Genomic DNA, 25196 nt, shown 5'->3' with positions numbered 1-25196 from the left:
GAAGGCGCTCCGCCGGGGTGGAGGTCGAAGCGCCTTCGCGGGGTCGGAGTGGGAGGCGGGCCGCCGCATGCGCGGCGGCCCGCCGGTCAGGGGTGGAGGGTCAGGGTCAGGAGGTGACGGCCAGGTCGGCGCCGCCCGGCTGCGACAGGATCTGGAACTTGCCGGTGGCCGCGGCGCTGCTCGGGCAGCGGACGTCGGCGGTGGTCCGCTGGAGCGACTGGCCGGTGAGCGTGCCCTGCGCGTGGGTGTTGCTCGGCACGGGCTTGTTGGCGTTGTTGTAGTTGAACAGGTCGATCGTGAGCGGGGTCGAGCTGGTGAGGCTGTAGTTGCAGGTCAGGGACGAGATGCCCCAGGCCGGCAGCGACATGACCGCCTGCACGTTGACCGTGGTGTTCGGCGCGAAGATGGTGAGCTTGCCGTCGCGGCCGCCGGCCACCGGGGCGTAGTCGACCTGTGCGCCGGTGTAGGGCAGGTTCAGGGCGGTGATGGTGGTCGTGCCGCCTCGGTTGTTGGTGCAGCCGGTGATGGACACGCCGGTGAGGACCCCGCCGGTGCCGTTGCTGTTGACGGTCGCGTCGAGCTGGCTGGCGGTGCAGGTGTTGGTCACCAGGCCGAGCGAGCCGGAGCCGGACAGCGTGACGTTGCCGATGTTGTTGGCCCGGATGGCACCGGAGTAGGGGTTGACCGGGTTGCGGATGGTGGTGGCCATGGCGCCGCCGGCGGTGGCCACGATCAGCGCCGTGGTCCCGATGGTGGTGAGGGAGAGCCTGCCGAGCTTCTTCATGATGCCTCTTTCGGGGTGGAGGAGACATTTCCGCCGAGGTGTCTCACCGGTTCGCTGGGCCCTTGCGAATGGCGTCCCGCGGCACTCCGGACAGAACCATGAATGTCAGCGTTTATCAACAGGTGCTACTCGCTGGTAGGGCGGTTCTTGAGTTTTGGTGACCAAATTTCGGTCCGCCAGGTTGTCCGAATCTGAGCACGAAACCCGTGTGATCCCGGTCACGCCGCGTGGTCGCCGGGGGTGGCGCCGCAGCGTGAGTGTGTCCCACCTCACGTCAGTGGCCACTGACTGCGTGGTCATTCCGGACAGGTTCCCCGGTGTCCGGATCCGGCCAGCGGCTCGGGCGGCGTTTTCGCGTCTCGGGCTTCAACTGGCCGAACGCGTCCGCCGGACGCCCGTGACAGGGGGTGACCACCCTCTCAGAAGGGGGTGACCGCCTGCTCATAAAGGGGCGCCCTTTTTTGGGTAGCGGGGAGAACGGCGTCCGGCGCGCGGTGGCGTGCCGTCGTTCCGCCACGCCACGGGCGAGGCGCTGGAAGCCTTGCCCGCCAAGGCTTCACGTCACTTGGGCGGTGGCGCGCCCGGGCCCCAGCGCTGCGGATCGGGTACCGCGAAAGCGCTCAGCAGGCCCTGCAGAAGGCCGGGCAGTTCCGCCGCCGCGCCGCGCCTGATGCGCGAGTAGGCGACCTGGTGGATGCCGCCGACGATCGATTCGCCCATCAGGTCCGGGTCGGGATAATGCGGGTACAGCTCCCGCACATCGTCGGCGATGACCTGTGCGAACGCGGCCAGCGCGGCGTCGCGGGCGCCCGCCGCGGCGGGCCCGGCGGCCAGCGCCTCCACGATGCAGGTGCGCGCCGCCTGCGGGTCGTCGGCCAGGAATTGCAGGAACGCGCCGAGCCCGGCGCGCAGCCGCGCCGGTGCGTCCTGCAGATCCCGGACGGCCGCCAGCACCTTTTCCATCAGCTGGCTGATGAGCAGATCGTAGGCCTGCCCGAAAGCGTCCTCTTTGTTCTTGAAATGCACATAGAAAGTGGCCCGGGAAACGCCCGCGACGGCGATGATGGAATCGACGGTCAATCCCTGGTAGCCCGCTGTGCCGGCCACCTCGATGACGGCCGCCAGAATGCGCGACACCTGGTGGCCGGCGACGAAGTCGCGTGACAGCCGGTGCCGCCCGGACGGCAGCCGCCCCAGGTCGCCGTTGCCCGTGCCGTGCCGTCCGTCCATGACCGCCCCCGTACGCGTATGGCCTCGTGCAGATCGTCCCACGCGCGGGCGGGCCGGTCAGCGGCCTTCAGGTGAGGGGACGTGCGCTTCGCGGCCAGTCCGTGATGCCCGAAGGCCCGGTCCCGCCCTGTACAACGGCGGGACCGGGCCTGGAGTTCACCGGACGGAGGATCAGGACGGGCAGGTGTCGCGGTACTCCTGGATCGTGCTGCTCGGGAACTTGGGCGCCGGGCAGAGGAACTGCGAGTAGCGGGTGTCGTCGTCGACGAAGCGCTTCAGCCAGGAGATCGCGTACTTGGCGATCGTGGTGTTCGGGGAGTTGAAGGACCCGACGTGCCCGGCGTTCTCCAGCTCCAGGTAGGCCTTCTCCGGCACCTTGGTCAGGCTCTGGTAGAACGGCCTGGCGTTGCTGGCGACCGGGGCGATGAAGTCGTTGTCCGCGCCGAAGATCATCGTGGGGACGGTGCTCTGCTCCAGCCCGCCGCCGACGTACCAGGGCGCCAGCGGCACCACGGCCTTCAGCGAGGGCCGCTTGACCGCCGCCGACAGCGCGCCGCCGCCGCCCATCGAGTGCCCCATCGCGGCGAGCCGGTTCGGGTCGATCCGGTCCTTGACCTTGCTCTTGGCGGTCAGGTAGTCCAGCGCGGCGAGCAGTTGGTCGGCCCGGCCGTCGGGGGCGTCGAAGTAGGAGAAGGTCTCCAGGGTCATCACGACGAAGCCCTGGGAGGCCAGCCGCGGCCCGTACCAGTCGATCCAGGACTTGGGGCTGACGAAGCCGGGGCTGATCGCGACCGCGCCGAACGTGCCCTCGGCGGTCGAGGTCGGGTAGTAGATCGTCCCGCTGTTGAAGCCGGTGCCGCTGCCCGCGGGCACCTCGATCCGGTCGATGGCGAACGGGCCCTTGGCGGCGGTGACGCTCGCCTCGGTCGGCGCGGGCCCGCGCTCGAAGCCGGCGGCGTGCGCCGGGGCGGTGGGCAGGACGCCGACGGCGCCGGCGGCGAGCACGGCGGCGGCGAGCGTCCTGAGGGTCGTTCTGGGCACCTGGGGGTCCTCTCGCAGGGGTGAGTGCGAGAAGTATTCGATGTCCGGTCCACTAAAGCTTCGGACCCCGCGACAAATCCCGGACGGCTTTTTGCGTGCATGCGATGGCCCGCCGGGCGGCGGGCGTCAGCGGACCGCGATGACGGCCGATCCGTGCCCGAACAGCCCCTGGTTGACGGCGATGCCGGTCCGCGCCCCCTCGACCTGCCGCCCCTCGGCCCGCCCGCGCAGCTGCCAGGCCAGCTCGCACACCTGCGCGATGGCCTGGGCCGGGATCGCCTCGCCGAACGAGGCGAGGCCGCCGCTCGGATTCACCGGCACCCGGCCGCCGATCGCGGTGGCGCCCGAGCGCAGCAGCGCCTCGGCGCCGCCCGGTTCGCACAGGCCGATGTCCTCGTACCAGTCCAGCTCCAGCGCGGTGGACAGGTCGTAGACCTCGGCCAGCGACAGGTCGCCGGGGCCGATCCCGGCCTCCTCGTAGGCGGCGTGCGCGATCGCGGACCGGAACGGCCGCTCGGGCGGCGCGACGGTCATGGCCGAGTCCGTCGCGAAGTCGGGCAGGTCCAGCACCGTCTTGGGGAACGTCGGCGTCACCGTGGACAGCGCCGCGATCCGCACCGGGTCGGCGATGCCGTGCGCCCGCGCGAACTCCATCGACGTCAGCACCAGGGCCGCGCCGCCGTCGCTGGTGGCGCAGATGTCCAGCAGCCGCAGCGGGTCGGCGACGACGGCCGACGCGCGCACGTCCTCGGCCGTCACCTCCTTGCGGTAGCGGGCGTTGGGGTTGGCCAGGCCGTGCCGGGCGTTCTTGACCTTGACGGCGGCGAAGTCATCGGTGGTCGCGCCGTGCACGGCCATCCGGCGCCGCGCGGCGAGCGCGAAGTAGATCGGGTTGGTCGCGCCGAGCAGCCGGAAGCGCAGCCAGTCGGGGTCGTCGGGCCGGTCGCCGCCGACCGGCTTGAAGAACCCCTTCGGTGCCGCGTCCGCGCCGACGACGAGCGCCACATCGCACAAACCGGCGAGGATCCGCGCGCGCGCATGGTCGATGGCCTGCGCGCCCGACGCGCACGCGGCGTAGCAGCTGGAGACCCGCGCGCCCGACCAGCCGAGCGCCTGGGCGAACGTGGCGCCCGCGATGAACCCCGGATAGCCGTTGCGGATGGTGTCGGCGCCCGCGACGTACTGCACGTCGCCCCAGGCGAGACCCGCGTCGGCGAGCGCCTGCCGGGCCGCGGCCAGCCCGTACTCGACGAAGTTGCGCCCCCACTTGCCCCACGGATGCATGCCCGCCCCGAGGACGGCGATGTCCCTATTCACTGACGGGCCTCCACATCCACACGGTGTACTCGGCCTCGTCGTCCTCGTAGAGGACGCCCTCGGTCAGCTCGACCGCCATGCCGACCGCCAGGTCGTCCACGCCGATGCCGGGCACGACCTGGCCGAGCACCACGATCCGCTCCTCCGCCAGCTCGACCGCCGCGATCGTGTACGGGCGGAACGGTTCGGGGGAGACGTACGGCGGGGGCGGTTTGTAGCGGGCGTCGGCGTAGGACCAGACGCGCCCGCGCGGCGAGAACGCGTACTCGGCCAGCTCCGAGCCGTCCTTCGGGCCGGTGCAGCCGGGGTTGCGGCAGGCCAGCTCGTTGCGGGGGAAGTAGGGGGTGCCGCAGGACGCGCAGCGGGTGCCGAGCAGCCGTACCGTCCCGTCGCCCGTGCTGGAATCCGCAGTGGTGAACCAGCCGTCGATCGCCGGCCGCCGTTCCTTGGTCGCACTCACCCGCGCAGCTTACCAACCAAGCGCCCGCTCAAATCAAGGGCGACCCAGGCCGCGATCCCGTACAGCGCGAGCACGTACAGGCCCGTCCCGGTCCAGTGCGCCCGCTCGTAGGCCAGGCCGCCCGCCGTCCCGCCGACGCTGCTGCCCAGGTAGTAGGCGAACAGGTACAGCGCCGACGCCTGCGCGCGGGCGTGCCCGGCGCGCAGCCCGACCCAGCCGCTGGCCACCGCGTGCGCGGCGAAGAACCCGCAGGTGAACACCAGCAGGCCGAGCGCGACCAGCGGCAGCGACGGCGGCAGGGTGAGCAGCACCCCGGCCATCGCCAGGCCGGTGGCGCCGAGCAGCACCGGGCGGCGGCCGAGCCGGTCGGTGAGCGTCCCGGCGCGGGCCGAGGCGGCCGAGCCGGCCAGGTTCACCACCGCGATCAGCCCGGCGACCGACTGCGGCAGGTGGAACGGCGCCTCCAGCAGCCGGTAGGTGAGGAAGTTGAAGACGGTCACGAACCCCGCCATCGCCACCAGCGCGACCAGGTAGAGGCGGCGCAGGCCCGGGTCGGCGAGGTGGGCCAGCAGCGGCCGGTGGTCCACCCGGGCCGGCCGGAAGCGGCGCGACGGCGGCAGCAGCGCCCAGAACGCGAGCGTGAACCCCAGCGCCACGAGCGCGGTGACGCCGAGCGCCCAGCGCCACCCCGCGACGTCGCTCACCACCGCGGGCACCAGCCGCCCGAGGACGCCGCCGATGCCCGTCCCGGCGACGTAGCGGCCCATCGCGCCGCCGAGCGACCCGGGATGCACCTCCTCGGCCAGGTAGGCCATCGCGACGGCCGGCACCCCGGCGAGCGCGAACCCCTGCACCGCCCGCACGGCGGCGAGCGCGGCGAACGTGGTGCACAGCGGGATCGCCAGCCCGACCAGCGCGGACGCCACCGACGACACGATCATCACCCGGGTCCGCCCGAACCGCTCGGACAAGGTGCTGACCGGGACCACCGCGAGCGCGACCGCGCCGGTGGCGAGCGACACCAGCAGGCTGGCGGTGGCCGGCGCCACCCCGAACGCGCCCGACAGTTCCGGCAGCAGCGCCTGGGTGCAGTACAGCGACATGAAGGTGGTGAGCCCGGCGGCGAACAGCGCCAGGTTGACGCGGCGCAGGCCGGGCGAGCCGAGGCGGTGGCTGCCGACCTCGGGCACCGGGGGTGAGATCGTCATGGCGTCCAGGGTCGCCCGCGCGCAGTGATGCGTCCAATGAAGGTTCCATCGGTAACCGATGCGCGATATGCATGATTCGCGGTATGCATGGGGCATGGATCTGACCGCGGTGCGCTGGTTCCTGACGGTCGCCGAGCTCGGCCACGTCACGGGCGCCGCCGCCGAGCTGCGGGTGTCGCAGCCGGGCCTGTCGCGGGCGATCGCCCGGCTGGAGGCCGACCTCGGGCAGCCGCTGCTCGACCGGGTCGGCCGGGGCGTGCGGCTCAGCCCGTACGGGGAGCTGTTCGCCGAGCACGCCCGCCGCCTGGTCGCCGAGGAGCAGGCCGCGCGGCGCGCCCTCGCCCAGGCCGCCGACCCCGCGCGCGGCGAGGTGTCGCTGGCGTTCCTGCACACCCAGGGCCCCTCGTTCGTGCCCGACCTGATCCGCCGGTTCCGCCGCGAGCGGCCGGGCGTGCGGTTCCGGCTGGCGCAGGACCGGGCCGGGCGGGTCGGCGCGGCCGTCCGCGACGGCCGGGCCGACCTCGGCATCACCAGCCCCCGCCCCGACGACCCGGCGCTGGAGTGGGCGCCGCTGGTCACCGAGCGGCTGCAGCTGGTGGTGGCCGCCGACCACCGGCTCGCGCGGCGGCGGCGGGTCCGGCTCGCCGACGTCGCGGGCGAGCCGTTCGTGGCGTTCCGCCGCGACGCCGGGCTGCGCCGGATCTTCGACGAGCTGTTCGCCGCCGCCGGGATCCGCCCCGAGATCGCGTTCGAGGGGGAGGAGACCGCGACGGTGCGGGGCCTGGTCGCCGCCGGGCTCGGCGTGGCGGTCGTCGCGCCGCCGCCGCCGGGGGAAGAGGAGATGCACGGGGTACGGCATCTGACGCTGGCCGAGCCCGCCGCGGTCCGCACCATCGGCCTGACCTGGGCGGCGGCGCGGACCCGGCCCCCGGCGGCGGAGGAGTTCCGCCGGTTCGTGCTCGCCGACACCAACTAACTGACTCGTCAGTCACTTCGGTACAGTGCTACCGAGCCGGATTCTGCTTTATCGAGGAGCTGAACGATGCGGACAGGACTGCAGGGGAAGACCGCTCTGGTGACGGGCGCGTCCCGGGGGATCGGCAAGGCGATCGCGGCGGCCCTGGCCGCCGAGGGCGCCAACGTCGTGCTCTCCTCGCGCAAGCAGGACTCCCTCGACGCCGTCGCCGAGGAGCTGCGCGCCGCCTACCCCGAGGTCGGCTTCCTGCCGAAGGCCGCGCACGTCGGCGACGCCGACCAGGCCGCGGCGTGCGTGGACGCCGCCGTCGCCGAGTTCGGCGGCATCGACGTGCTGGTCAACAACGCCGGCACCAGCCCCCACTTCGGCCCGATGGTCGACATCAGCCCCGCCGCCGCCGACAAGACCGTCCAGGTCAACCAGTTCGCGGTGGTGCAGTGGACCCAGCTGGCCTGGCGCGCCTCGCTGCAGCAGCGCGGCGGCTCGATCGTCAACATCGCCTCGGTCGGCGGCCTGGTCACCGAGCACGGCATCGGCTACTACAACGCCACCAAGGCCGCCGTCATCCACATCTCCCGCCAGCTGGCGCTGGAGCTGGCGCCCAAGGTGCGCGTCAACTGCATCGCGCCCGGCCTGGTGAAGACGGCCCTGGCGCGCGCGCTGTGGGAGGAGAACGAGGCCGCGATCAGCAAGGTGCTGCCGCTCGGCCGCCTCGGCGAGCCCGAGGACATCGCCAACGCCGCGGTCTTCCTCGCCGGGGACGCATCGTCCTGGATGACGGGGCAGACCATGGTGGTGGACGGCGGTTCGATCATCCGACCCGCCATCGCCTGAGCCCGAGAGAGAAGAGACCTCCATGTCGCGCTGGGGACTGACCGTTCCGCTCACCGGCCTCCCGCTGGCCGAGCACCGAGAGATCATCGAGAGCCTACCGGGCCTCGGCTACACCGATGCCTGGTCGGCCGAGACCAACGGCACCGACGCCTTCACCCCGCTCGCCCTGGCCTCGCAGTGGGCCCCGCAGCTGCGCCTCGGCACCGCCATCGTGCCGGTCTACACGCGCGGCCCGGCGCTGCTGGCCCAGCAGGCCGCCACGCTCGCCGACCTGGCGCCCGGCCGCTTCACGCTCGGCATCGGCACCTCCTCCGACACGATCGTGGAGCGCTGGAACGGCCTGGCGTTCGACGAGCCGTACAAGCGCACCCGCGACACGCTGCGCTTCCTGCGCCGCGCCCTCGCGGGGGAGAAGGTCAAGGAGGAGTACGACACCTTCGCGGTCAAGGGCTTCAAGCTGGAGACGGCCCCCGCGTCGCCGCCGCCGGTCGTCTTGGCCGCGCTGCGCCCCGGCATGCTGCGCCTGGCCGCCCGCGAGGCCGACGGCGCCATCACCAACTGGCTGGCGCCGAAGGACGTGCCGACCGTGCGCGGCGAGCTCGGCGACGACCCCGAGCTGATCGCCCGGCTGTTCGTCTGCCCGACCGCCGACGCCGCGGAGGCGCGCGCGATCGGCCGCTGGATGATCGCCGCCTACATGACGGTGCCGGTCTACCGGGCGTTCCACGAGTGGCTCGGCCGCGGCGAGGCGCTGCGCCCGATGAACGAGGCGTGGGCCGCCGGCGACCGCAAGAAGGCGCTGGAGGTCATCCCCGACGAGGTCGTCGACGACCTGATCGTGCACGGCTCCCCGGACGCCTGCCGGGCCCGGATCCGCGAGTACGTGGACCAGGGGCTCACCACTCCGGTGCTGGCGATCGTCCCCTCCGGGGGCCTGTCGCACGCCGAGGCGGTCAGGGTCCTCTCGCCCAGCGCTGGTTGATCTTCAGCCTTCCTTCACCAGGAACTCACCCGGCACCCGTAGCGTTTTAGCGAAGACGAAACGGGGACTGGACATGACGTTGCTGGGCTGGCCGCTGCTGGCGTTGCTCGTGGTGCTGGCGGTCGCCGCCCCGGTCGGCTGCCTGTTCGCCTGGAACCGGCTGCCGGGGCCGCGGGCGGCGCAGGGCGCGGGCCGGCTCGGGCTGCTGCTGACCTGCCAGGCCACCGCGCTGCTGATGGTCGGCGTCCTCATCAACCACCATCTGCACCTGTACGCCTCCTGGGACGACCTGTTCGGCACCGAGCAGGCCGACGGCGACATCCACGCGGCCGGGGCGGCCCCGCAACCGGACGGGGCCGGCCCGGTCGGCAGGCCGCAGAGCCTCTCGCCGTTCCACTTCGACGGCCGCAGCCGCACCTTCGTCGCCCGCGTCCAGGGCCAGGAGTCGGGCATCCGCGCCGAGGTGCGCGTGTGGCTGCCCAAGCAGTACGACGACCCCGCCTACGCGGGCAAGCGCTTCCCGGTCGTCGAGCTGTTCCCGGGCTTCCCCGGCTCGTCGTGGACCTGGTTCGGCGCGATGCGCGGCGCCGACCTGCTGCGCACCGCGATGCGCAACGGCCAGGCCAAGCCCTACATCCTGGTCGCGCCGACGATCACCGTGCAGCCGGGCCGCGACACCGAGTGCGCCGACGTCCCCGGCGGGCCGAAGGTCGCCACCTGGCTGGTCGCCGACGTCCGGCGCATCGTCACCGAGCACTTCCGCGCGCTGCCCGAGGCCGCGTCCTGGGGGACGATGGGCTACTCCACCGGTGGGTTCTGCGCGGCCAAGCTCGCCCTGCAGTACCCCAACCGGTTCCGGGCGGCCGTAAGCCTGGCCGGGTACTTCCGCCCGACCTCGCCGGACCTGACCCGCGCGCCCGCGCTCGCCCGCGCCAACAGCCCGCTGGACCTGCTGGCCGCGCACCCGCCCGTCGACCTGCTGCTGGCCGGCAGCCGCGAGGACCCCGGCACGGTCCCCGCCATCGACGAGATGATCCGCAGGTCGCGGCCGCCGACACGCTCGTTCACCTACATCGTGCTGACCGGCGGGCACAACGTCCGGGTATGGCAGGAGATGCTGCCGAAGGCCTACGAATGGCTGAGCAAACGCGTCGACGGACCGGCCTGAGCACGGGGTTTACCGCCGGGCAGCGCGGGGAGGGCTGGACGGGTCCGTGTCCGAAAACCGGCAAGACCCGACCACGAGGAGCTGATCATGCTCACGCTGACCAGCGGTGCCGTTCAGGTCATCCGAACCGTGACCGCAGACCCCGAACTGCCGCCCGACACCGGCATCCGCATCGAATCCGGGCTGAACGGCTCCGACGCGCTGCGCCTGTCGGTGGCGCCCGCGCCCGAGGCGGGGGACCAGGTCGTCGAGGAGGAGGGCGCCCGGGTCTACCTGGAGCCCGGCGTCGCGACGATGCTGGACGACAAGACCCTCGACGCGCAGGTCGACCCGCAGGGCGACGTGGCGTTCACCATCGCCGAGGGCGAACTCTGACGTAGCAGCGCCGAGGGCGCCGGTCCGCTGCGGACCGGCGCCCTCGCCATGTTCAGCGGGCGGCCAGCACGAGCACCGCCAGGGCCACCGCGAAGGCGACCGTCGTCAGCACCAGGAAGGCCGCGACGACCGCGCAGGCCAGGCCGCGCGGCTGGTCGCGCCAGGTCCCGTAGCGGTCGCGCACCTGCCGGTCCAGCTCCTCCCGCGACGGCGGCTCCTCGGTCGTCACGGCGCCCAGTCTGGCACGTCACCGGCGCCGCCCCCGGCGGAACGATCGCATCCAGGACACGTCCTCGCCGCTGTGCCCGACCGATCCCCGCGCCCAGACGCGCACGTCGCGGCGGGCCTCGCGTATCCGCGCCGCCGCGTCGGCGTCGACGTGGTTGCGGTGCCCCCGCCGGCGCGCGCGCCAGTCGGCGAGGGCGCCGTAGAGGAGCAGGACGGCGACGAACCCGGCCGGGACGAGCCACCACATGGGCCGATCATCCGCCGGAACCGCCCGCAGGACCAGGGGATCTGGCGATCAAAGAAAATCTCCAATGGCCGAAGTAGAAATCCCCGGACGGCCCTGGTAGTGTTCCAGGTGTCGCGAGAGAAGAGAACATCTTCGAGACGGGGCAGATGACGAACTGCCCGTGATGTTACGAAGCAGTGCAGGACGCTGGACCTGAGGCCAGGCACGGAAGGGGCTTCAGCGACCGGCAGGCGGCGGTCGGCTCGCCGGGGCCAGGAAGTGGCAAGGGGCTCCGCCGGGGGACGCGCCGCCCCGCAGATGAGAAGAAGAAGTCGAGGAAAGGGGGAAGGGTTACACGACGTCGGATCGCCCGTCACAGGCTGAGTTCCGCCGGACGGGTACCGCGGTTCCATCACGAGAGAGGTGGTCTTCGGTCACACATATGCGATCCCCGCGTCCCCCGTCGAAGGGTGACGGCAGACGCGGCCAGACACACCGGCGAACGTGCCGGTGACAGTGAAACCCAAACCCTGGGCCCCGGTGCTACGGCACCGGGGCCCTCGTGCCGTGGAAAAAGGTGCAATGGACCCAGCCAGTAGCGACACCGGCGGCGCGAGCACGCAGCCGGGCAGCAAGTTCGACGACGACGATTACCCCGCCTACACCATGGGCCGCGCCGCCGAGATGACCGGCACCACGCCGGCGTTCCTGCGGGCCCTGGACGAGGCGAAGCTGTTCACCGCGCAACGCTCGGCCGGTGGCCACCGCCGCTACTCCCGCTACCAGCTGCGACTGGCGGTCCGCGCCCGCGAACTCGTCGACCAGGGCACGTCCCTGGAGGCGGCCTGCCGCATCATCATCCTGGAAGACCAGCTCGAAGAGGCCCTGCGGATCAACGCGCAGCTCCGTGCCGCCGCCGAGTGACCGCCCTTCGGCGCCGTCCCCGCCAACGCCGAACGCCACGCCCCGCCGCTCTCGCGGCGGGGCGTTCCCGTGTCCGGAGGCGGCCCTCAATAGTGGAACGGAGCATTCCATTCTGCTAGAATGGGGGCATCACGAAGACCCCGAAAGCGAAGGCGGCACCCCGATGAGCATCCGTCCGTTCCGCATCGACGTCCCCGCCGCCGACCTCGACGACCTGCGCGACCGCCTCCGCCGCACCCGCTGGGGCGCGCAGATCCCCGGCCAGGGCTGGACCCGCGGCGTCCCCGCCGACTACCTGCGCGACCTGGCCGCCTACTGGGCCGACGGCTACGACTGGCGCAAGGCCGAGGCCGAGCTGAACGCCCTGCCGCAGTTCGTCACCGACATCGACGGGCAGCGGATCCACTTCGCGCACGTGCGGTCGGCCGACCCCGACGCGACGCCGCTGCTGCTCGTCCACGACTGGCCCGCCTCATTCGCCGCCTTCGCCAAGGTGGTCGAGCCGCTGGCGGACGCCTTCCACCTGGTGATCACCGACACCCCCGGCGTCGCCTACTCCGGCCCGCTGACCGCGCCCGGCTGGACCACCGGCCGGATCGCCGGCGCGTTCACCGAGCTGATGGCCCGGCTCGGCTACGACCGCTACGGCGTCCAGGGCAACGGCGGCGGCGCCTGGATCGCCGCCGAGATGGGCCGCCGGGCGCCCGAGCAGGTGATCGGCGTCCACCTCAACGGCCTGATCACCTTCCCGTCCGACGACCCGGCCGACTTCGCCGGCCTCACCGAGGCCGAGCAGCAGCGGCTGGCCCGCCTGCAGGAGTTCCGCGACGACAAGATGGGCTTCAACCACATCCAGTCCACCCGCCCCGACACCCTGGCCCACGCGCTGCACGACTCGCCGGCCGGGCAGCTCGCCTGGATCGTGGAGAAGTTCAAGGAGTGGACCGACGCGGCCGCCGAGCTGCCCGAGGACGCGGTGGACCGCGACCAGCTGCTGACCAACGTCAGCCTCTACTGGTTCACCGGCACCGCCGGGTCCTCGGCGCAGCTCTACTACGAGATGGCCCACGACCCGACGGCGTTCGCGCCCAAGCCCCGGGGGACCGTCCCGACGGGCGTCATCGCGACGGCGACCACCGACGTCGCCATCCGGCGCTTCGCCGACCGCGACCACAACGTCGTCCACTGGACCGAGACCGAGCGCGGCGGCAACTTCCTGGCCATGGAGCAGCCCCAGGTGCTCGCCGACGACATCCGCGCGTTCTTCGGCACCCTGGCCTGACCCGGCCCTCTTACACCGGCCGCGCCGGGTGGAGCTCCGGCTCTCCGGCCGGCCGGTACACGTGCACGCCGACGCCCCTTGCGTCGGTGTGGGAGCTGACGACCTCCAGGGCGGCGGCGGGCCCCTCGTCCGGGAACAGCCGCATGCCCTGCCCGAGAAGCACCGGAACGACCAGCAGCGTCAGCTCGTCGACGAGGCCGGCGGCGAGCAGCGAGCGGATCAGGGCCGCGCTCCCGTGCACCTGGATCTCGCCCGCTGACGATTCCTTCAGTTCCCTGACCGCCGCGGTCGCGTCCCCGGCCAGCAGCGTGACGGGCCCCCACGACGGTCGCTCCAGGCTGTTGGACGCGACGTACTTCTGCGCCCCGTTGAGCGCGACCCCGATGGGGTGCGCCTGCATCTCCGGCCGGGTGCCCCAGGTGTCGGCGAACATCTCGTACGTGCGCCGCCCGAACAGGAACGCGTCCGCCCGCTGATAGGTCTCGGTGATCATCTCGCCGGTGTCGTCGGCGAACGCCCCGAGCGCCCAGCCGTCCCGCGTGAACCCGCCGGCCAGCTCCTCGGGAGTCGCGTGACCGTTGCCCTGCATCACACCGTCCACGGTGATCTGCGTCATCGTCGTCAGTCTCATGCGTCCCATCGTGGGAGTGCCGGGGGTCCCGTGGCAATCATGTGTGCCGAAACGGCACGGCAGAGGCCGGGCATGGGGAACGAGCCGGCTGCGGCCGGCCCCCGGCTGCCGCTCGACGACCTCGTCGGCGCACCCGCCCTCGGAGACCCCCGGATCCACCCGCGTCCGGGACGGCGTCGTCACGATGCCGCTGCCCGGCGGTTCCGGGACGTGGGAGGCCTTCAAACAGGTGCATCCGCCGGCGCCGGGGAAGCCGATCAGGCAGTGGGGCCACCCGGGACGGGACTGGATCTACGTGATCGCCGGACGGATGCGGCTCCTCATCGGCGCGGACGAGCTGACCGTCGCCGGCGAGGCCGTCGAGTTCGACACGCGCGTGCCGCACGGCTTCGGCAACCCCGGGCCCGGGGTCCTCGAAGTGCTGTGCATGTTCAACCCCGACGGAGTGAAGCCGCACAGCCGGGCGGTCGGGAAGGGGGAGGCGCCGGACGGCGCCGGCTGAACGTCCGGCCGCGAGCCGTCGCACCCGCTCACCAGGCCCGCACGAGCGGGGCGGCTCGGCGGGACGCCGACGCCCCGCCAGGAACGCCCTCGCCTCTCCGTTCGCACTGCTCGGCGATGTGGGCAGGCCCGTGCGCGGCTCGGTCAGAAATCGAGGAGCGCGGCGGGGGAGAAGGAGACCTCGAACGGCTTGTCGGCCTCGATCACCGCGCGCAGTTCCGTGCCTGCCGCCACGACCGGCCTCGCGGAGTAGCCGCCTCCCTCTAGCACCAGTATCTGGACGCGCGGCTCGGGCTGGTGTTCCACGATCCAGTACTGCGGGATGCCGAGCGTCGCGTATTCGCCGACCTTCCGAAGCCGGTCGGTGCGCTCGCTGCTGCTTCCCGGGGAGACGACCTCGGCGGCCAGCAGCACCTCCCCGCCCGGGATCACCTTGGGGGACTCGTCGATGATCACAGCCCGCGCTACCTCGCGGGGGATGACGAGGACATCGGGTTTGCGGATCCCGGTGGGAGTGGTGATCTCCCAGTCGCCTCCGTCGCACACGATCACTGCGGCCTCGGCCTCGACGGCTGCCACCTCGATCAACCACCCGTCCTCGAGTTCGAAGCCCTTGCCGTCCTCGGGGAGATCGTGAAGATCCAGAACGGTGTACGGTCCGAAACCGGTCTCATGGGCCGGAACGCGTCCGCTCAGCATGGCGCGGTGCCCGGACGGCCGCTCTGGGGCAGGACGGCGTATACGCACTTGCCGCCTCCTGCAAGCAGGTCGACGCCGAAACGGCGGACCATCAGCTCCACCATCGCCAGCCCCCGGCCGGACTCGCTGGCGAGGTCGAACGGCTGGACGACCGGAAGTTCGTCGCTGTGGTCCCACACCTCGATGACCGGTCCCACGTCGGAAACGTAGGCGCGAGCCAAAATGCTTTGGCCGGGCACGCTTGCGTGACGATAAGCGTTTGTCGTCAATTCCGTTGCCACCACCCGGGCGACTTCGGTCAGCTCCTCCCCGTAACCCTGGTACCTGCACCAGAGGGCCACCAGATCGCGAACCTTCTTCGCGGATTCGGGCACAGAATCGATCATGAGTTCCACCGACTCCCCGAGCGGGAAGTTTTGAGTCGGCTCATTTCCTGTGATCATGGAGAATCACCTTCGATCGCGTTTCCGCCACTAGCCGAATCATCTGCGATGTGGCACGCTGTGTAACGCAATGCTCACAGTCTCGACCGAAGTCGGGCCGGAAAGGGCCGGCGCTGGCCATCGCTGGCCGAGCACTGGTCATCGCCGGCCATGAGCGAAGGGACCTGGTCATGCCTCAGCAGCCGAGCGAACTGCGTCCGTGGGAATCCCCCGAAGCCCTCTTTGGAAGCGAGTTGCGCCATTACCGCGACGCCGCCGGGATGACCTGTGTCCAACTTGCCAATCTCATCCCGTTTTCCAAGAGTGCCATCAGTTCGTGCGAAAGGGGCGAAACGCGCTGCGGCCGCGCCCTGGCGCTGGAGGCCGACCGGGTCCTGGAGACGCACGGCATCCTGACCCGTCTGTGGGACAAGATGTTCAAGGGGCCGGGCGGTGTTCCGACGTGGTTCTTCGACTGGTACATGCACGAGAAGGAGTACGTCACCATCCGCGGCTACGAGCCGCTCGTCATCCCCGGCCTGCTGCAGACGCCGGCGTATGTCAGAGCGCTCTTGGAGGACGACGAGAAGCGCATCGAAACGCGACTGGAACGGCAGGCCATCCTGTCGCGCGACGATCCACCGCCGCCGACCTTGATGTGCGTCATCGACGAATCGGTCCTCTACCGGAAGATCGGTGGCCCGGAGGTGATGCGTGAGCAGTTGGAGCACCTGATCGCGATGTCGTCCCCGCGGTTCAGGATCCAGATCGTGCCAAGCATCCAGCATGGCGGCCTTTCCGGCCCGTTCGGGCTGGGTACACTCCCGGACGGGAAGGTAATCGCATACAGGGACGGCGTGCTCCGAGGTGAGACCACGGCGGCCGGAGAGGACACCTCCAGCCTCTCGGAGATGTTCAGCCAGATCCAGTCGCACGCGTACCCCATGGACCAGTCGGCGGCCCTGATAAGGAAAGTGGCAGACAGCAAATGGACTTGAGCAACGTCACCTGGCGCAAGGCGTCCCGCAGTGGGGACAACGGCGGCAACTGCATCGAAGTCGCGGCCGTCCCCAGCACCGTCGCCATCCGCGACAGCAAGGACCCCGAGGGCCCCAAGCTTCTGGTGGCCCCCCAGGACTTCCAGCGCTTCGCCAACGCCATCAAGGGCCTCTAGTTCGTTCCTACGTCGGTAGGTGAGAGATGGATCTGACCAACGTCACCTGGCGCAAGGCGTCCCGCAGCGTGGACAACGGCGGCAACTGCATCGAAGTCGCGGCCGTCCCCAGCACCGTCGCCATCCGCGACAGCAAGGACCCCGAGGGCCCCAAGCTCCTGGTGCCCTCCCAGGACTTCCAGCGCCTCGCCCACACCCTCAAGAGCCGCGAATAGTCCCGTCCCAGTGGAAGGGACGGATGCGGCCGGGCCGGCAGGTGCCGGTGGTGCGGAACTCCACGTCGCTGGGCGTCTTCCTCGAGCCGGCGGGTCGCGGCGTCACCGCGGACGCGGCCGCGGCGCGCCGGGTGCTCGAGGTGGGCAAGCCGACGCGGGACGTGCTCACGCTCGCGGACAAGGTGATCGAACGGGGCGAGTTGGAGGACCGGCTCGTCGGCCTGTGGCAGGAGTTCCGGCGAGGCGAGGCCGAGCCGGCGGACTTCCAGGCCCGGTCGGCGCAGATCGTCCAAGCCCTGGAGAAGTGGCCGGCTCTTCCCGAGGGCCCGCGAGAGGACCCCGCAAGCCGGCTCCGCCTTCCGAGCACGCCGGCGACCGCCCGAGAGCACGCCGCAGCGGACCAGCGGGACGCCGGCCGCCCTCAGCAGTCCGTTCGCCGGCACGTGCAGCAGAACGCCGTCCGCTCGGCGGTCCTCGCTGACGTCGGCCCACATCCGCCGCAGCGCCGTTCCCGCCCACCGGCCGGGCGGCCGGCCGATCTTCGAGAACGACGTGCGCCGGGCACCCGAGGAGCGCCTCGGCCTCTCCCCGGCAGCAGGCCGGTGCCCCTTCTCCAGGGCCGCCCGCCCCGATGTTCAGTCGCGGCGAGGGCGGGCCGGGCGTGCGGCCGGCCGGAGCGCGCCCATGGCGAGCAGCGCGGCCGTTGCCGCCAGGCAGAGCCAGGCGAACAGGTCGCCGAGGCGGGTGTAGGGCGTCGTGCCGCCGTGCGTGGGGACGTCGGCCACCATGGTCTGCCGGCCGGCGGTGAAGTAGTCGGCGGTGGCCAGCACGCGGCCCCGGCCGTCGAAGGCGGCCGAGAAGCCCTCGGAGTCCTGGCGCACCAGCGCGTAGCCGTTCTCCACGGCCCGCAGCCCCGCCTTGGCGGTGTGGGGGCGGCCGTACTCGCGCCAGTCGTGCGAGGGCACCAGCATGATGTCGGCTCGCACCCGCATCATGTCGGGGAAGTCGGCGTCGTAGCAGATGACGTTGGCGATCCTGCCGTACGGGGTGGCGACGACGGGGACCTTTCCGTCGCCGGGCGGGTAGCTTTCGGAGCCGGGGATCGGGTGGGCCTTCTGGTAGGTCCACAGCACCGCGCCGTCGGGGCCGATGAAGAGCGTCTCGTTGCGGCCGGGGCCGGTCGCGTCGAACACCCTGACGCCGATCTCCAGGTAGATCCGGGAACGGCGGGCCTGCTCGCGCGCCGCCTGAACGACGGCCCGTTCGCGGGCCGCCCGGGTCTTCACCGCCGTCTCCGGCCAGACCACGATCTTCGCTCCGGCGGCGGCCTCCCGGCGGGTGGTGGCCAGCAGGTCGTCCAGCACCGCGGCGAGCGCGGGATCGACGGCGGAGGTGAGGGCGCCCTCCTCGCGGTCGAGCGCCGTCCGCTGCGCCTCCACCAGCGCGCGGGCGGGGCTCACTCCGGCGATCCGCACCGTCGCGCCGGAGCCGGGGAACCAGGCCGGCCGCGCCCCGCCGGCGGCCACGACGGCCGCCAGCACCGCCCCGCACACCAGGCCGTTCCGGACCGCACACCGCGACGGTGCGGCCAAGATCCGGTTCACCGCGGCGGCCGCCCACCCGATCAGGAACGCGATGCCGTACGGGCCGGTGACCGCGCCGACCTGGAGCAACGGGAGGGCGTCGTGCTGGGTGACCGCCAGCGAGCCGAACGCGGTGCCGAACGGCGACACCAGCGTGATCAGGAACTCGGCCCCGGCGAAGGCCGCCGGGAAGAGCAGCCCCGCCGCCCACGGCCGCAGCCGGCCGGCCATGAGGCGGTCCAGCAGGAACGGCACGGTCTGCACCACGCCCAACGCCGCGCCACCGCCCAGCATCACCGCCCCGAACCCCATATCCGACTCCAGGAGCCAGAACGCGGCGGCGGCGACGTGCGCCAGCCAGATCCACAACGCCCCCGGCCAGACCCGGCTCGTGCGGGAGAAACGCAGCAGCAGCACCGGGAAGACCCAGGCCGCCAGGGCGACGTCCCACCGCCCGCCGACCGCGAACGCCAGCGCCACGGTTCCGGCGAGCAGCACCGCGTACCGGCGGCCACCACCGGAAGTACGAGCCTCGCGCTCGTTCCCCACGGCCTGGCGCCGACGGCGGGGCGGGGGAGCCTCGTCCGGGCTCTGACGGGGATGTTCCGGCGTTGTGCCGTCTTCGACAGGAGCAGAGATCATGTCCGAAACGCTAGGTGAGCGCCTGTTCACGTGTCGTCATCCCAGCAGGTGAGCTTTTCTGGGGCCGCGCACCTTTCGATGCGCGCCTTCCGGACGATCCCCGCCCCGCGGGCCGTCACATAGCCTCTCGGCCTGTGACGATCTCTTCGGTGGCAGGGCGGGCACGGGCCCGCGCCGCGTCCCTGCCGCGGACGACGGACGCGGCGTTCGTCGCGCTCACCGTGTTCGACGTGGTGACGCTGGCCGCGCACCGGCCCGCGCCGGGCGTGCTGGGCCTGGCGCTGTGGGGCGCGCAGACCGCGCCGCTGCTGCGGCGGCGGCGGTGGCCGCTCGGGACGCTGGCGGCGATGACCGCCGCGTTCGTCGCGTTCACGGTGCTCGACCCGGTGCCGGGCAAGACCCCCGGCCCCTACTTCCTGGTCCTCGGCGTCTACGCGGCCGCCCGGCACGCCCCGACTGCCGCGAGCCTGCCCGGCGCGGTCCTGGCGCTGGTCACGGCCGCCGCGACCGACCTGGCGTGCGGCCGGTCGCCGATACCGCGCCCGGACTCGCTGCAACCGGTCACCGCGACCACCTACCTCGTGTTCCTGTCGGTGGCCTACGCGCTCGGCCACGCGCTGCGGCGCATCGACCTGGACGCCCGCAGGCTGCGCGAGGCCAACGAGCGGCTGCGCGTGGAACGCGAGCGCAACGCCCGCCAGGCCGTGCTCACCGAACGCGCCCGCATCGCCCGTGACCTGCACGACGTCGTCGCCCACCACGTCAGCGCCATCGCCGTGCAGGCCCGTTCCACCGAGGACGCCCTGCCCGGCGACCCCGCGCTCGGCCGTCAGGGGGCGGCCCGGATCGCCGAGACCGCCGACACCGCGCTGGTCGAGATGCGCCGCATCCTGGGGCTGCTCGGCGGCACCGCCGGTGCCCAGCCGTCGCTGGGCGGCCTGGACCGGCTCATCGAGACGGCCGAGGCCGCGGGCTGCCGGGTGCGTGCCGACGTCGCCGCCGAGGCCGCCGCGCTGCCGCCGCCCGTTCAGGTCACGGCCTACCGCATCGTGCAGGAGGCGCTGACCAACGTCCGCAAGCACGCCGGGCCCGCCGACGTCCGGATCACGCTGCGCCTGACGGGCGGCGGCCTGGTCGTCGAGGTCGGCAACGGGCCGCCGCCCGGCCCGCCGGCCGTTCCGGGGTCCGGGTACGGGCTGGTCGGCCTGCGGGAACGCGTCGCGGCGTTCGGCGGGAGCCTGCACGCCGGTCCGGACCCGGCGGGCGGCTGGCTGGTGCGCGCGGAGCTGCCGCTGGAGGGCGTGCGATGACGATCCGGGTGCTTCTCGTGGACGACCAGGAGATGGTCCGGGCGGCGCTGCGCAGCGTCATCGACCGCCGGGACGGGCTGGCGGTGGTCGGCGAGGCCGCCGACGGGGGAGGGGCCGTGGCGGAGGCGGCGCGGCTGCGCCCCGACGTGGTGGTCATGGACGTGCGGATGCCGGGGGTGAACGGCGTCGAGGCGACCCGCCGGCTCCTGGCGGGGTGGCCGCCGGAGGGGCCGCCGCCACCGCGCGTGCTGGTGCTCACCACGTTCGACCTGGACGAGTACGTGCACGCGGCCCTGCGCGCCGGAGCCAGCGGCTTCCTGCTGAAGAACAGCCCCGTCGACCAGCTCGAACACGCCATCCGGGTCGTCGCCGGCGGCGAGGCCATGCTCGCGCCGAGCGTCACGCACCGGCTGCTGAAGGCCTTCACCGCGACGCCCGGCGCGTTCGCGCCGCCACCGGGACCCGCCGGGAGGCTCGACCGGCTCACCGACCGCGAACGGGAGGTCCTCGCCCTGGTCGCGCGGGGTCTGTCGAACCTCCAGATCGCCGAGGCCCTGGGCCTGACCGAGACGACCGTCAAGAGCCGCGTCAACCGCGTCCTCACCCGCCTCGACCTGGCGAACCGCGTCCAGGCGGCCCTCCTGGCCCACGAGGAGGGCCTGGTCTGACGCGAGTGCGCGCTGTCAGCGGGCGGCGGCGACGCCGGCCCGCCCGGCGCTCACTACTTGACGCTGTCCGTCCAGTACTTGATAGTGGGCGTCAAGTAGTGAGGAGGTCGGCCATGAGCGAGGAGCTTCCGTCCTGGGGCGAGCTGGTCTCACAGCTGGTCGGGCTGGTGGAGTCGCGCCTGATGGACCCCCTGGAGATCCTGCTGGAGTCGGGCTCGGACCTGGCGCGGGTGCGCCGCCGGGTGGTGGAGAAGGCCGGCACCTGGGCGCACGCGCTGCTCGGCGAGGACGAGATGCTCGCCCGGCAGACCGCGATCCGCCTGGTGATCACGCTCTACTCCGGCGAACCGGGCTTCGACCAGGCTCCGGGCTGGTGGCAGACCCCGTTCGGGCGGGTCATGGTCCGCAGGGTCGGCCATCCCATGGCCGATTCGGTCTCCTACGCCGTGGCGGGGGCGATGCTCGGCATCACCCGCCAGGGCGTCCACGACCTGGTGGTCAGGGGAAAGCTCGACCGGCACGAGGACGGGGGCGTGACGACCGCCTCGGTGCAGCGACGCATCACTTCATCCGTCACGCGCGACACCCGTCCGCGGGCACGACGAGAAGAAGAGGCTGAAAAATGAGTCAGGAGAACAAGCCCGCCGCCGCCGCGGGCCGGGTCCAGACGGACGCTGGCCTTGGCGTCAACCGGCTCGGATACGGCGCGATGCAGCTTCCCGGCCCGATGATCTGGGGCCCGCCCGCCGACAAGGACGCCGCGCTGGCGGTGCTGCGCCGCGCGGTGGAACTGGGCGTCGACCACATCGACACCAGCGACGCCTACGGCCCGCACGTCGCCAACGAGCTCATCCGCGAGGCCCTGCACCCCTACCCCGAGGGCCTGGTGATCGCCACCAAGGTCGGCGTGGTCCGCGACGAGTACAAGACCTTCAATGCCGAGACCACCCCCGAGGCCCTGCGCGACCAGGTCGAGGCGAACCTGGCGACCCTCGGCCGGGCCCGGCTCGACCTGGTGTACCTGAGGGTCGGCGGCGACGGCATGCTGTTCCCCGCCGAGACCCCCTTCGAGGAGTCCTTCGGCTCGCTCGCCCGGCTCAGAGAGCGGGGCCTGATTCGCAACCTGGGGCTGAGCGGTGTCACGGTGGAGCAACTGGAGCAGGCCCGCGAGATCGCTCCGGTGGCGTTCGTGCAGAACCGCTTCCACTTGCTGGACCGGGGCGCGCTCGACGTGCTGCGCTACTGCGAGGACCACGGCATCGCGTTCGTGCCCTATTTCCCGCTCGCGTCGGGCCTGCTGAACCCCGGCATCGACAAGTCCCGGCTCCCTCCGGGGATGGGGCTCAAGGACGACCAGGAGAGGACGCTCGACGAGATCGCCGCGCGGCACGGCGCGACCCGGTCGCAGGTCGCCCTGGCGTGGCTGCTGGCCGTGTCGCCGTCGACCCTGCTGATCCCCGGGACCAGGTCGGTCGCTCACCTGGAGGAGAACATCGGCGCCGGGACGCTCCGCCTCACCGACGCCGACATCGCCGAACTGGACAAGTTCGCCGCCTGACCGTGCCCCCTGCGGGCGGTCCCACGGGGGCCCGCCCGCAGGCCGCGCGTACCAGAGCCGATCGGAAAGGCCCGGCGGCGCTCCGGGCGTGTCAGGGGTGTCCGGCCGGCGAGCCTGCTGCTGCGCGACGACCTTCTGGGCGGTGGCGGCCCAGCCTGCGCAGGGACAGGCCCCAGCCGATCGCCCAGAGCGACCCCAGGAACAGGTGCCAGACCCTGAACGGCGTCGGGATCTTCTGGAGCGCCAGGGCCTCGCGCACGGCCGTCCGGGAGTACAACGAGAAGTCGATCATCTCGCCGGTCTCGAACAGCCGGGGCGCGAACCCCATCAGCCCGAGGCCGCCACGGATCAGCAGCAGGACGCCCGCCAGCCGTGCCCACCCGAGCAGCACCCGCCGCCTCTCCGGGCCGACGCGCCCCAGGGCGAGCGGCAGCAGGCACAGCAGCGCCGACACCAGGGCCCCGGCCAGGAAGATCCCGCGCAGCGCCGTGTCGTCCGGGGACTGCTCCAGGACCGTGAACCAGCGCAGGGCCGTGCCGCCCGACCCCCAGTAGGCCAGGACCACCGCGGACGCCCCGGCCATCGCCGACGCCGCGGTACCGGCCCGCAGGCCCCCACTCACCATCGGACCAGGGCGAACCCGGCGGTGGGGCCCGACTTGCAGAGAGGCTTGTTGCCGGTCTTCCTCGTCACGACCCCCATGAGGTCGTCTCGGCCGCCTCGGCGACGACGCGCACCGAGGTCCTGACCACGCCATGGGCGGCCGGCGCGCTGCACGCGTCCGGCACGGCACCGCCCCCGGTCCGCCCCGGACGCCGCCGCGGCGCCGGCCGGGGCGGGGTCAGCGGGTAGCGGCGACCTTGGCGGCCACGGCGCGCATGACAGTGAGGGTCTCGGCTTCCCCGAGGTCGCTGTAGAGGGTGGTCTTGACGATGACGACGCGGTACTTGGTGAAGACGTACACGATCTGGCCGAAGGCGCCGCCGTTGAAGAAACCGTACTCACCGTCGGAAACGTAGCCGATCCTGTAGTGCCTGTCGGCCGGGTTCGCGGCGGTGGCGGTGGTGAGCCAGGAGGCGGGCAGGACCTCGCGGCCGTTCGCACGGCGGTGCTCGAGCATCAGCCGCCCATAGCGCGCCCGGGCGTAGTAGCAGCAGTAGCCGAAGGCGTTCGGCCGCAAGGAGCGGACGCCACTCGCGCCGCCCGAACCCGAAACGGTTCCCGAACGCGTCGGCTGATTTCCGCGGCGCCCGCCTGACGCCGGGCTGACGGAATCGTCATTGGGCCTTTAGTTGGGCCCCCGGACCTATGTTCGCTCGTTCGTCGGTTGTTTTCATTATCTGTTTCGACGTGTTCGATGACCGTGGGGTGGACGGATGCTCAGGCGGCTGGGGGACCGGGGCGAGGGCTCACTGTCGTATCTGACGGTGATCCTGCTGATCGGCGCGATAACGGCCGCCGTCACGGTGGTGGCCATTCCCGACAAGATCGTTGCGGGGATCAAGGCCGGTGTCTGCCAGGTCGCCGGCGGCAAGGACTGCGGAGGCGAGAAGGGGAAGCCGGCCGCGGTCCCCTCCTCGGGACCGGTGCAGCCGTCCGGCAGTCCGTCGGTCGCGCCGGCGGCGCCCAAGCAAGAGACGCCTGCGCAGCGCGAGCTGCGGGAGGCGCAGGCGGCGGCGGTCAAGGCCGGTCAGGACGCGCGGGGCGTGGAGAGCGAGTGGAACGACTTCAGCATCCTGAAGGAGATCGCCAAGCTGGGGCTGGACTTCATCGCCGGCGACATCATCAACTGCATCAAGAAGCCCAAGCTCAGCGACTGCCTGTGGGCGCTGCTGGACGTGATCCCGTGGACCAAGGTCGGCAAGGTCCTGCGCAAGATTCCCAAGGTCGCCAAGCTCATCGACCGTTTCCTGGATCTCAAGCGCCGGCTGGAGAAGGCCCGCGAGGCCAAGCAGGCCGCCCGCAAGCGCCTCGTCGACGCCCTTGGGGCCTGCACGATCGGCAAGAAGCCGAACAGTTTCGTGCCGGGGACGCCGGTGCTCATGGCCGACGGAACACGAAGGCCCATCGAGCGCGTCCGTCGCGGCGAGCTGGTGTGGGCCACCGACCCGCAGACCGGCCGCAGCGGGCCGAGGGCGGTCACCGAGCTGCGCGGGGACACCGCCCGCAAGCGGCTCGTCGATCTGGTCGTCGACCCGGACGGCGTCATCGGCGGACCCACCTCGGTCATCACCTCGACGGCGGAGCATCCGTACTGGCTTTCCGCCTCGCACGCCTGGGTCGACGCCGGGTCCCTGGTCTTCGGCGACGAGCTGACCACCCCCGACGGACGCTCGGCGATGGTGGTCGGCACGCACGAGCGCGTGCGCGTTCAGCGAGTCCACAACTTCACCATCGCCGGCCTGCACACCTACTATGTGCTCGCAGGCTCCACCCCGCTTCTGGTCCACAATGACGGCGGTGATGACGAGCCGTGCGACGCCGCCTGGCAGGGCGCGCTGCATCTGCAGGACGAGATCGCCCGGGGGAACGGCAACCACGCCATTCCCGGAATCGACATGGACGACGTGGACGACGTCGCCAAATACCTTGACGATGTCATGAAGACCAAGGGGTACGAACTCAAGGACGGGGGCACTGCCTGGTATGACCCGGATAAGGGATACTTCGTCCTGAAGAAGAATGAATACTCGGGCACCGGCAGGCAGATGACTCCTCAGGAGTGGCAGATCTACCTCCAGAAGAATAAAAAGTGACG

General features: G+C 72.0%; 30 protein-coding genes. 16 read left to right on the top strand and 14 right to left on the bottom strand.

Going from position 1 to position 25196, the window contains the following annotated elements; translation table 11 throughout:
• Nucleotides 1-106 precede the first annotated feature (106 nt).
• The 6 genes from ACRB68_RS25525 to ACRB68_RS25500 all read right to left on the bottom strand — a co-directional run bounded on the left by ACRB68_RS25525 (nucleotide 107) and on the right by ACRB68_RS25500 (nucleotide 6040).
• Entirely contained in the window at nucleotides 107-784 is a 678-nt protein-coding gene (locus tag ACRB68_RS25525; RefSeq protein WP_153536597.1) for a hypothetical protein, read from the bottom strand.
• Nucleotides 785-1345: 561 nt separating this feature from the next.
• Nucleotides 1346-2014, bottom strand: coding sequence for a TetR/AcrR family transcriptional regulator (locus ACRB68_RS25520; protein ID WP_153536595.1), 669 nt, complete (start codon nucleotides 2012-2014; stop codon nucleotides 1346-1348).
• 171 nt (nucleotides 2015-2185) lie between these two features.
• Nucleotides 2186-3055 carry an alpha/beta hydrolase family protein gene (locus tag ACRB68_RS25515; RefSeq protein WP_328594753.1) on the bottom strand — a complete coding sequence of 290 codons (870 nt, stop codon included), beginning with the start codon at nucleotides 3053-3055 and terminating at the stop codon, nucleotides 2186-2188.
• A 126-nt stretch (nucleotides 3056-3181) separates the two neighbouring features.
• Entirely contained in the window at nucleotides 3182-4339 is a 1158-nt protein-coding gene (locus ACRB68_RS25510) for a lipid-transfer protein (RefSeq protein WP_153537790.1), read from the bottom strand.
• 25 nt (nucleotides 4340-4364) lie between these two features.
• Nucleotides 4365-4832 carry a Zn-ribbon domain-containing OB-fold protein gene (locus ACRB68_RS25505; RefSeq protein ID WP_328594752.1) on the bottom strand — a complete coding sequence of 156 codons (468 nt, stop codon included), beginning with the start codon at nucleotides 4830-4832 and terminating at the stop codon, nucleotides 4365-4367.
• Nucleotides 4829-6040: an MFS transporter gene (locus tag ACRB68_RS25500; protein WP_153536591.1), complete on the bottom strand. Its 1212-nt coding sequence runs from the start codon at nucleotides 6038-6040 to the stop codon at nucleotides 4829-4831. Before ACRB68_RS25500 ends, ACRB68_RS25505 begins: the two co-directional genes overlap by 4 nt.
• A 94-nt stretch (nucleotides 6041-6134) precedes the next feature.
• On the opposite strand from ACRB68_RS25500, the gene ACRB68_RS25495 reads away from it, so the two are divergent.
• From ACRB68_RS25495 to ACRB68_RS25475, 5 genes are all read left to right on the top strand, one after another.
• Complete coding sequence (locus ACRB68_RS25495) at nucleotides 6135-7016, top strand: LysR family transcriptional regulator (RefSeq protein ID WP_153536589.1); 882 nt, start codon at nucleotides 6135-6137, stop codon at nucleotides 7014-7016.
• A 66-nt stretch (nucleotides 7017-7082) separates the two neighbouring features.
• Nucleotides 7083-7850: an SDR family oxidoreductase gene (locus ACRB68_RS25490; protein ID WP_153536587.1), complete on the top strand. Its 768-nt coding sequence runs from the start codon at nucleotides 7083-7085 to the stop codon at nucleotides 7848-7850.
• A gap of 22 nt (nucleotides 7851-7872) precedes the next feature.
• Nucleotides 7873-8832 (top strand): LLM class F420-dependent oxidoreductase, encoded by a 960-nt coding sequence (locus ACRB68_RS25485; protein ID WP_153536585.1) that lies wholly within the window; start codon nucleotides 7873-7875, stop codon nucleotides 8830-8832.
• A 73-nt stretch (nucleotides 8833-8905) separates the two neighbouring features.
• Nucleotides 8906-10000, top strand: a complete 1095-nt coding sequence (locus ACRB68_RS25480) for an alpha/beta hydrolase (protein ID WP_153536583.1) — start codon at nucleotides 8906-8908, stop codon at nucleotides 9998-10000.
• Between the two features lie 87 nt (nucleotides 10001-10087).
• A complete protein-coding gene (locus ACRB68_RS25475; RefSeq protein WP_153536581.1) occupies nucleotides 10088-10375 on the top strand; it encodes a Fe-S cluster assembly protein HesB in 288 nt (95 codons plus the stop codon).
• Between the two features lie 52 nt (nucleotides 10376-10427).
• Here ACRB68_RS25475 and ACRB68_RS25470 read toward each other — a convergent pair whose 3' ends face one another.
• Both ACRB68_RS25470 and ACRB68_RS25465 read right to left on the bottom strand, forming a co-directional pair.
• Nucleotides 10428-10604: a hypothetical protein gene (locus tag ACRB68_RS25470; protein ID WP_153536579.1), complete on the bottom strand. Its 177-nt coding sequence runs from the start codon at nucleotides 10602-10604 to the stop codon at nucleotides 10428-10430.
• A gap of 18 nt (nucleotides 10605-10622) precedes the next feature.
• Nucleotides 10623-10850, bottom strand: a complete 228-nt coding sequence (locus ACRB68_RS25465; protein WP_153536578.1) for a hypothetical protein — start codon at nucleotides 10848-10850, stop codon at nucleotides 10623-10625.
• A gap of 561 nt (nucleotides 10851-11411) precedes the next feature.
• Here ACRB68_RS25465 and ACRB68_RS25460 point away from each other — a divergent pair.
• The gene (locus ACRB68_RS25460; RefSeq protein WP_153536576.1) at nucleotides 11412-11753 is read left to right on the top strand and encodes a MerR family transcriptional regulator; all 342 of its coding nucleotides are present in this window, start codon (nucleotides 11412-11414) and stop codon (nucleotides 11751-11753) included.
• A gap of 163 nt (nucleotides 11754-11916) precedes the next feature.
• On the top strand, nucleotides 11917-13035 hold the full coding sequence (locus ACRB68_RS25455; RefSeq protein ID WP_153536574.1) for an epoxide hydrolase family protein: 1119 nt from the start codon (nucleotides 11917-11919) through the stop codon (nucleotides 13033-13035).
• Between the two features lie 10 nt (nucleotides 13036-13045).
• On the opposite strand, the gene ACRB68_RS25450 is transcribed toward ACRB68_RS25455, so the two are convergent.
• Nucleotides 13046-13666, bottom strand: a complete 621-nt coding sequence (locus ACRB68_RS25450; protein WP_153536572.1) for a dihydrofolate reductase family protein — start codon at nucleotides 13664-13666, stop codon at nucleotides 13046-13048.
• 43 nt (nucleotides 13667-13709) lie between these two features.
• Between ACRB68_RS25450 and ACRB68_RS42140 the strand changes: the two genes are divergently transcribed.
• The gene (locus ACRB68_RS42140; protein ID WP_194293441.1) at nucleotides 13710-14168 is read left to right on the top strand and encodes a cupin domain-containing protein; all 459 of its coding nucleotides are present in this window, start codon (nucleotides 13710-13712) and stop codon (nucleotides 14166-14168) included.
• A gap of 143 nt (nucleotides 14169-14311) precedes the next feature.
• Here the strand turns inward: ACRB68_RS42140 and ACRB68_RS25440 are convergent, their stop codons facing one another.
• Both ACRB68_RS25440 and ACRB68_RS25435 read right to left on the bottom strand, forming a co-directional pair.
• A complete protein-coding gene (locus ACRB68_RS25440) occupies nucleotides 14312-14866 on the bottom strand; it encodes a Uma2 family endonuclease (protein WP_153536568.1) in 555 nt (184 codons plus the stop codon).
• Complete coding sequence (locus ACRB68_RS25435) at nucleotides 14860-15309, bottom strand: ATP-binding protein (RefSeq protein ID WP_153536566.1); 450 nt, start codon at nucleotides 15307-15309, stop codon at nucleotides 14860-14862. The genes ACRB68_RS25440 and ACRB68_RS25435 overlap by 7 nt, the downstream gene beginning before the upstream one ends.
• 170 nt (nucleotides 15310-15479) lie before the next feature.
• Here ACRB68_RS25435 and ACRB68_RS25430 point away from each other — a divergent pair, with 170 nt between their 5' ends.
• From ACRB68_RS25430 to ACRB68_RS25420, 3 genes are read left to right on the top strand one after another with little or no spacing between them, the layout of a single operon-like run.
• A complete protein-coding gene (locus tag ACRB68_RS25430) occupies nucleotides 15480-16286 on the top strand; it encodes a helix-turn-helix domain-containing protein (protein WP_153536564.1) in 807 nt (268 codons plus the stop codon).
• Nucleotides 16277-16462, top strand: a complete 186-nt coding sequence (locus tag ACRB68_RS25425) for a DUF397 domain-containing protein (RefSeq protein ID WP_153536562.1) — start codon at nucleotides 16277-16279, stop codon at nucleotides 16460-16462. The genes ACRB68_RS25430 and ACRB68_RS25425 overlap by 10 nt, the downstream gene beginning before the upstream one ends.
• A 26-nt stretch (nucleotides 16463-16488) precedes the next feature.
• Nucleotides 16489-16677 (top strand): DUF397 domain-containing protein, encoded by a 189-nt coding sequence (locus ACRB68_RS25420; RefSeq protein ID WP_153536560.1) that lies wholly within the window; start codon nucleotides 16489-16491, stop codon nucleotides 16675-16677.
• Between the two features lie 635 nt (nucleotides 16678-17312).
• On the opposite strand, the gene ACRB68_RS25415 is transcribed toward ACRB68_RS25420, so the two are convergent.
• Complete coding sequence (locus ACRB68_RS25415) at nucleotides 17313-18809, bottom strand: nitrilase-related carbon-nitrogen hydrolase (protein ID WP_207709819.1); 1497 nt, start codon at nucleotides 18807-18809, stop codon at nucleotides 17313-17315.
• A gap of 227 nt (nucleotides 18810-19036) precedes the next feature.
• On the opposite strand from ACRB68_RS25415, the gene ACRB68_RS25410 reads away from it, so the two are divergent.
• The 4 genes from ACRB68_RS25410 to ACRB68_RS25395 all read left to right on the top strand — a co-directional run bounded on the left by ACRB68_RS25410 (nucleotide 19037) and on the right by ACRB68_RS25395 (nucleotide 22438).
• On the top strand, nucleotides 19037-20212 hold the full coding sequence (locus ACRB68_RS25410; protein WP_207709818.1) for a sensor histidine kinase: 1176 nt from the start codon (nucleotides 19037-19039) through the stop codon (nucleotides 20210-20212).
• The gene (locus ACRB68_RS25405; RefSeq protein WP_153536556.1) at nucleotides 20209-20880 is read left to right on the top strand and encodes a response regulator; all 672 of its coding nucleotides are present in this window, start codon (nucleotides 20209-20211) and stop codon (nucleotides 20878-20880) included. Before ACRB68_RS25410 ends, ACRB68_RS25405 begins: the two co-directional genes overlap by 4 nt.
• 113 nt (nucleotides 20881-20993) lie before the next feature.
• Nucleotides 20994-21506: a hypothetical protein gene (locus ACRB68_RS25400; RefSeq protein WP_153536554.1), complete on the top strand. Its 513-nt coding sequence runs from the start codon at nucleotides 20994-20996 to the stop codon at nucleotides 21504-21506.
• Complete coding sequence (locus tag ACRB68_RS25395; RefSeq protein ID WP_153536552.1) at nucleotides 21503-22438, top strand: aldo/keto reductase; 936 nt, start codon at nucleotides 21503-21505, stop codon at nucleotides 22436-22438. Before ACRB68_RS25400 ends, ACRB68_RS25395 begins: the two co-directional genes overlap by 4 nt.
• A gap of 91 nt (nucleotides 22439-22529) precedes the next feature.
• On the opposite strand, the gene ACRB68_RS25390 is transcribed toward ACRB68_RS25395, so the two are convergent.
• Together ACRB68_RS25390 and ACRB68_RS25385 are read right to left on the bottom strand one after the other, a co-directional pair.
• Complete coding sequence (locus ACRB68_RS25390) at nucleotides 22530-23063, bottom strand: hypothetical protein (protein WP_153536550.1); 534 nt, start codon at nucleotides 23061-23063, stop codon at nucleotides 22530-22532.
• A gap of 216 nt (nucleotides 23064-23279) precedes the next feature.
• Nucleotides 23280-23618, bottom strand: a complete 339-nt coding sequence (locus tag ACRB68_RS25385; protein WP_153536548.1) for a hypothetical protein — start codon at nucleotides 23616-23618, stop codon at nucleotides 23280-23282.
• A 196-nt stretch (nucleotides 23619-23814) separates the two neighbouring features.
• Between ACRB68_RS25385 and ACRB68_RS25380 the strand changes: the two genes are divergently transcribed.
• On the top strand, nucleotides 23815-25194 hold the full coding sequence (locus ACRB68_RS25380) for a polymorphic toxin-type HINT domain-containing protein (RefSeq protein ID WP_153536546.1): 1380 nt from the start codon (nucleotides 23815-23817) through the stop codon (nucleotides 25192-25194).
• The last annotated feature ends 2 nt before the right edge of the window (nucleotides 25195-25196 follow it).

This window comes from Actinomadura macrotermitis, assembly GCF_009604375.1.
Taxonomy (GTDB): domain Bacteria; phylum Actinomycetota; class Actinomycetes; order Streptosporangiales; family Streptosporangiaceae; genus Spirillospora; species Spirillospora macrotermitis.
This window is presented reverse-complemented; position numbering and strand designations above follow the sequence as displayed.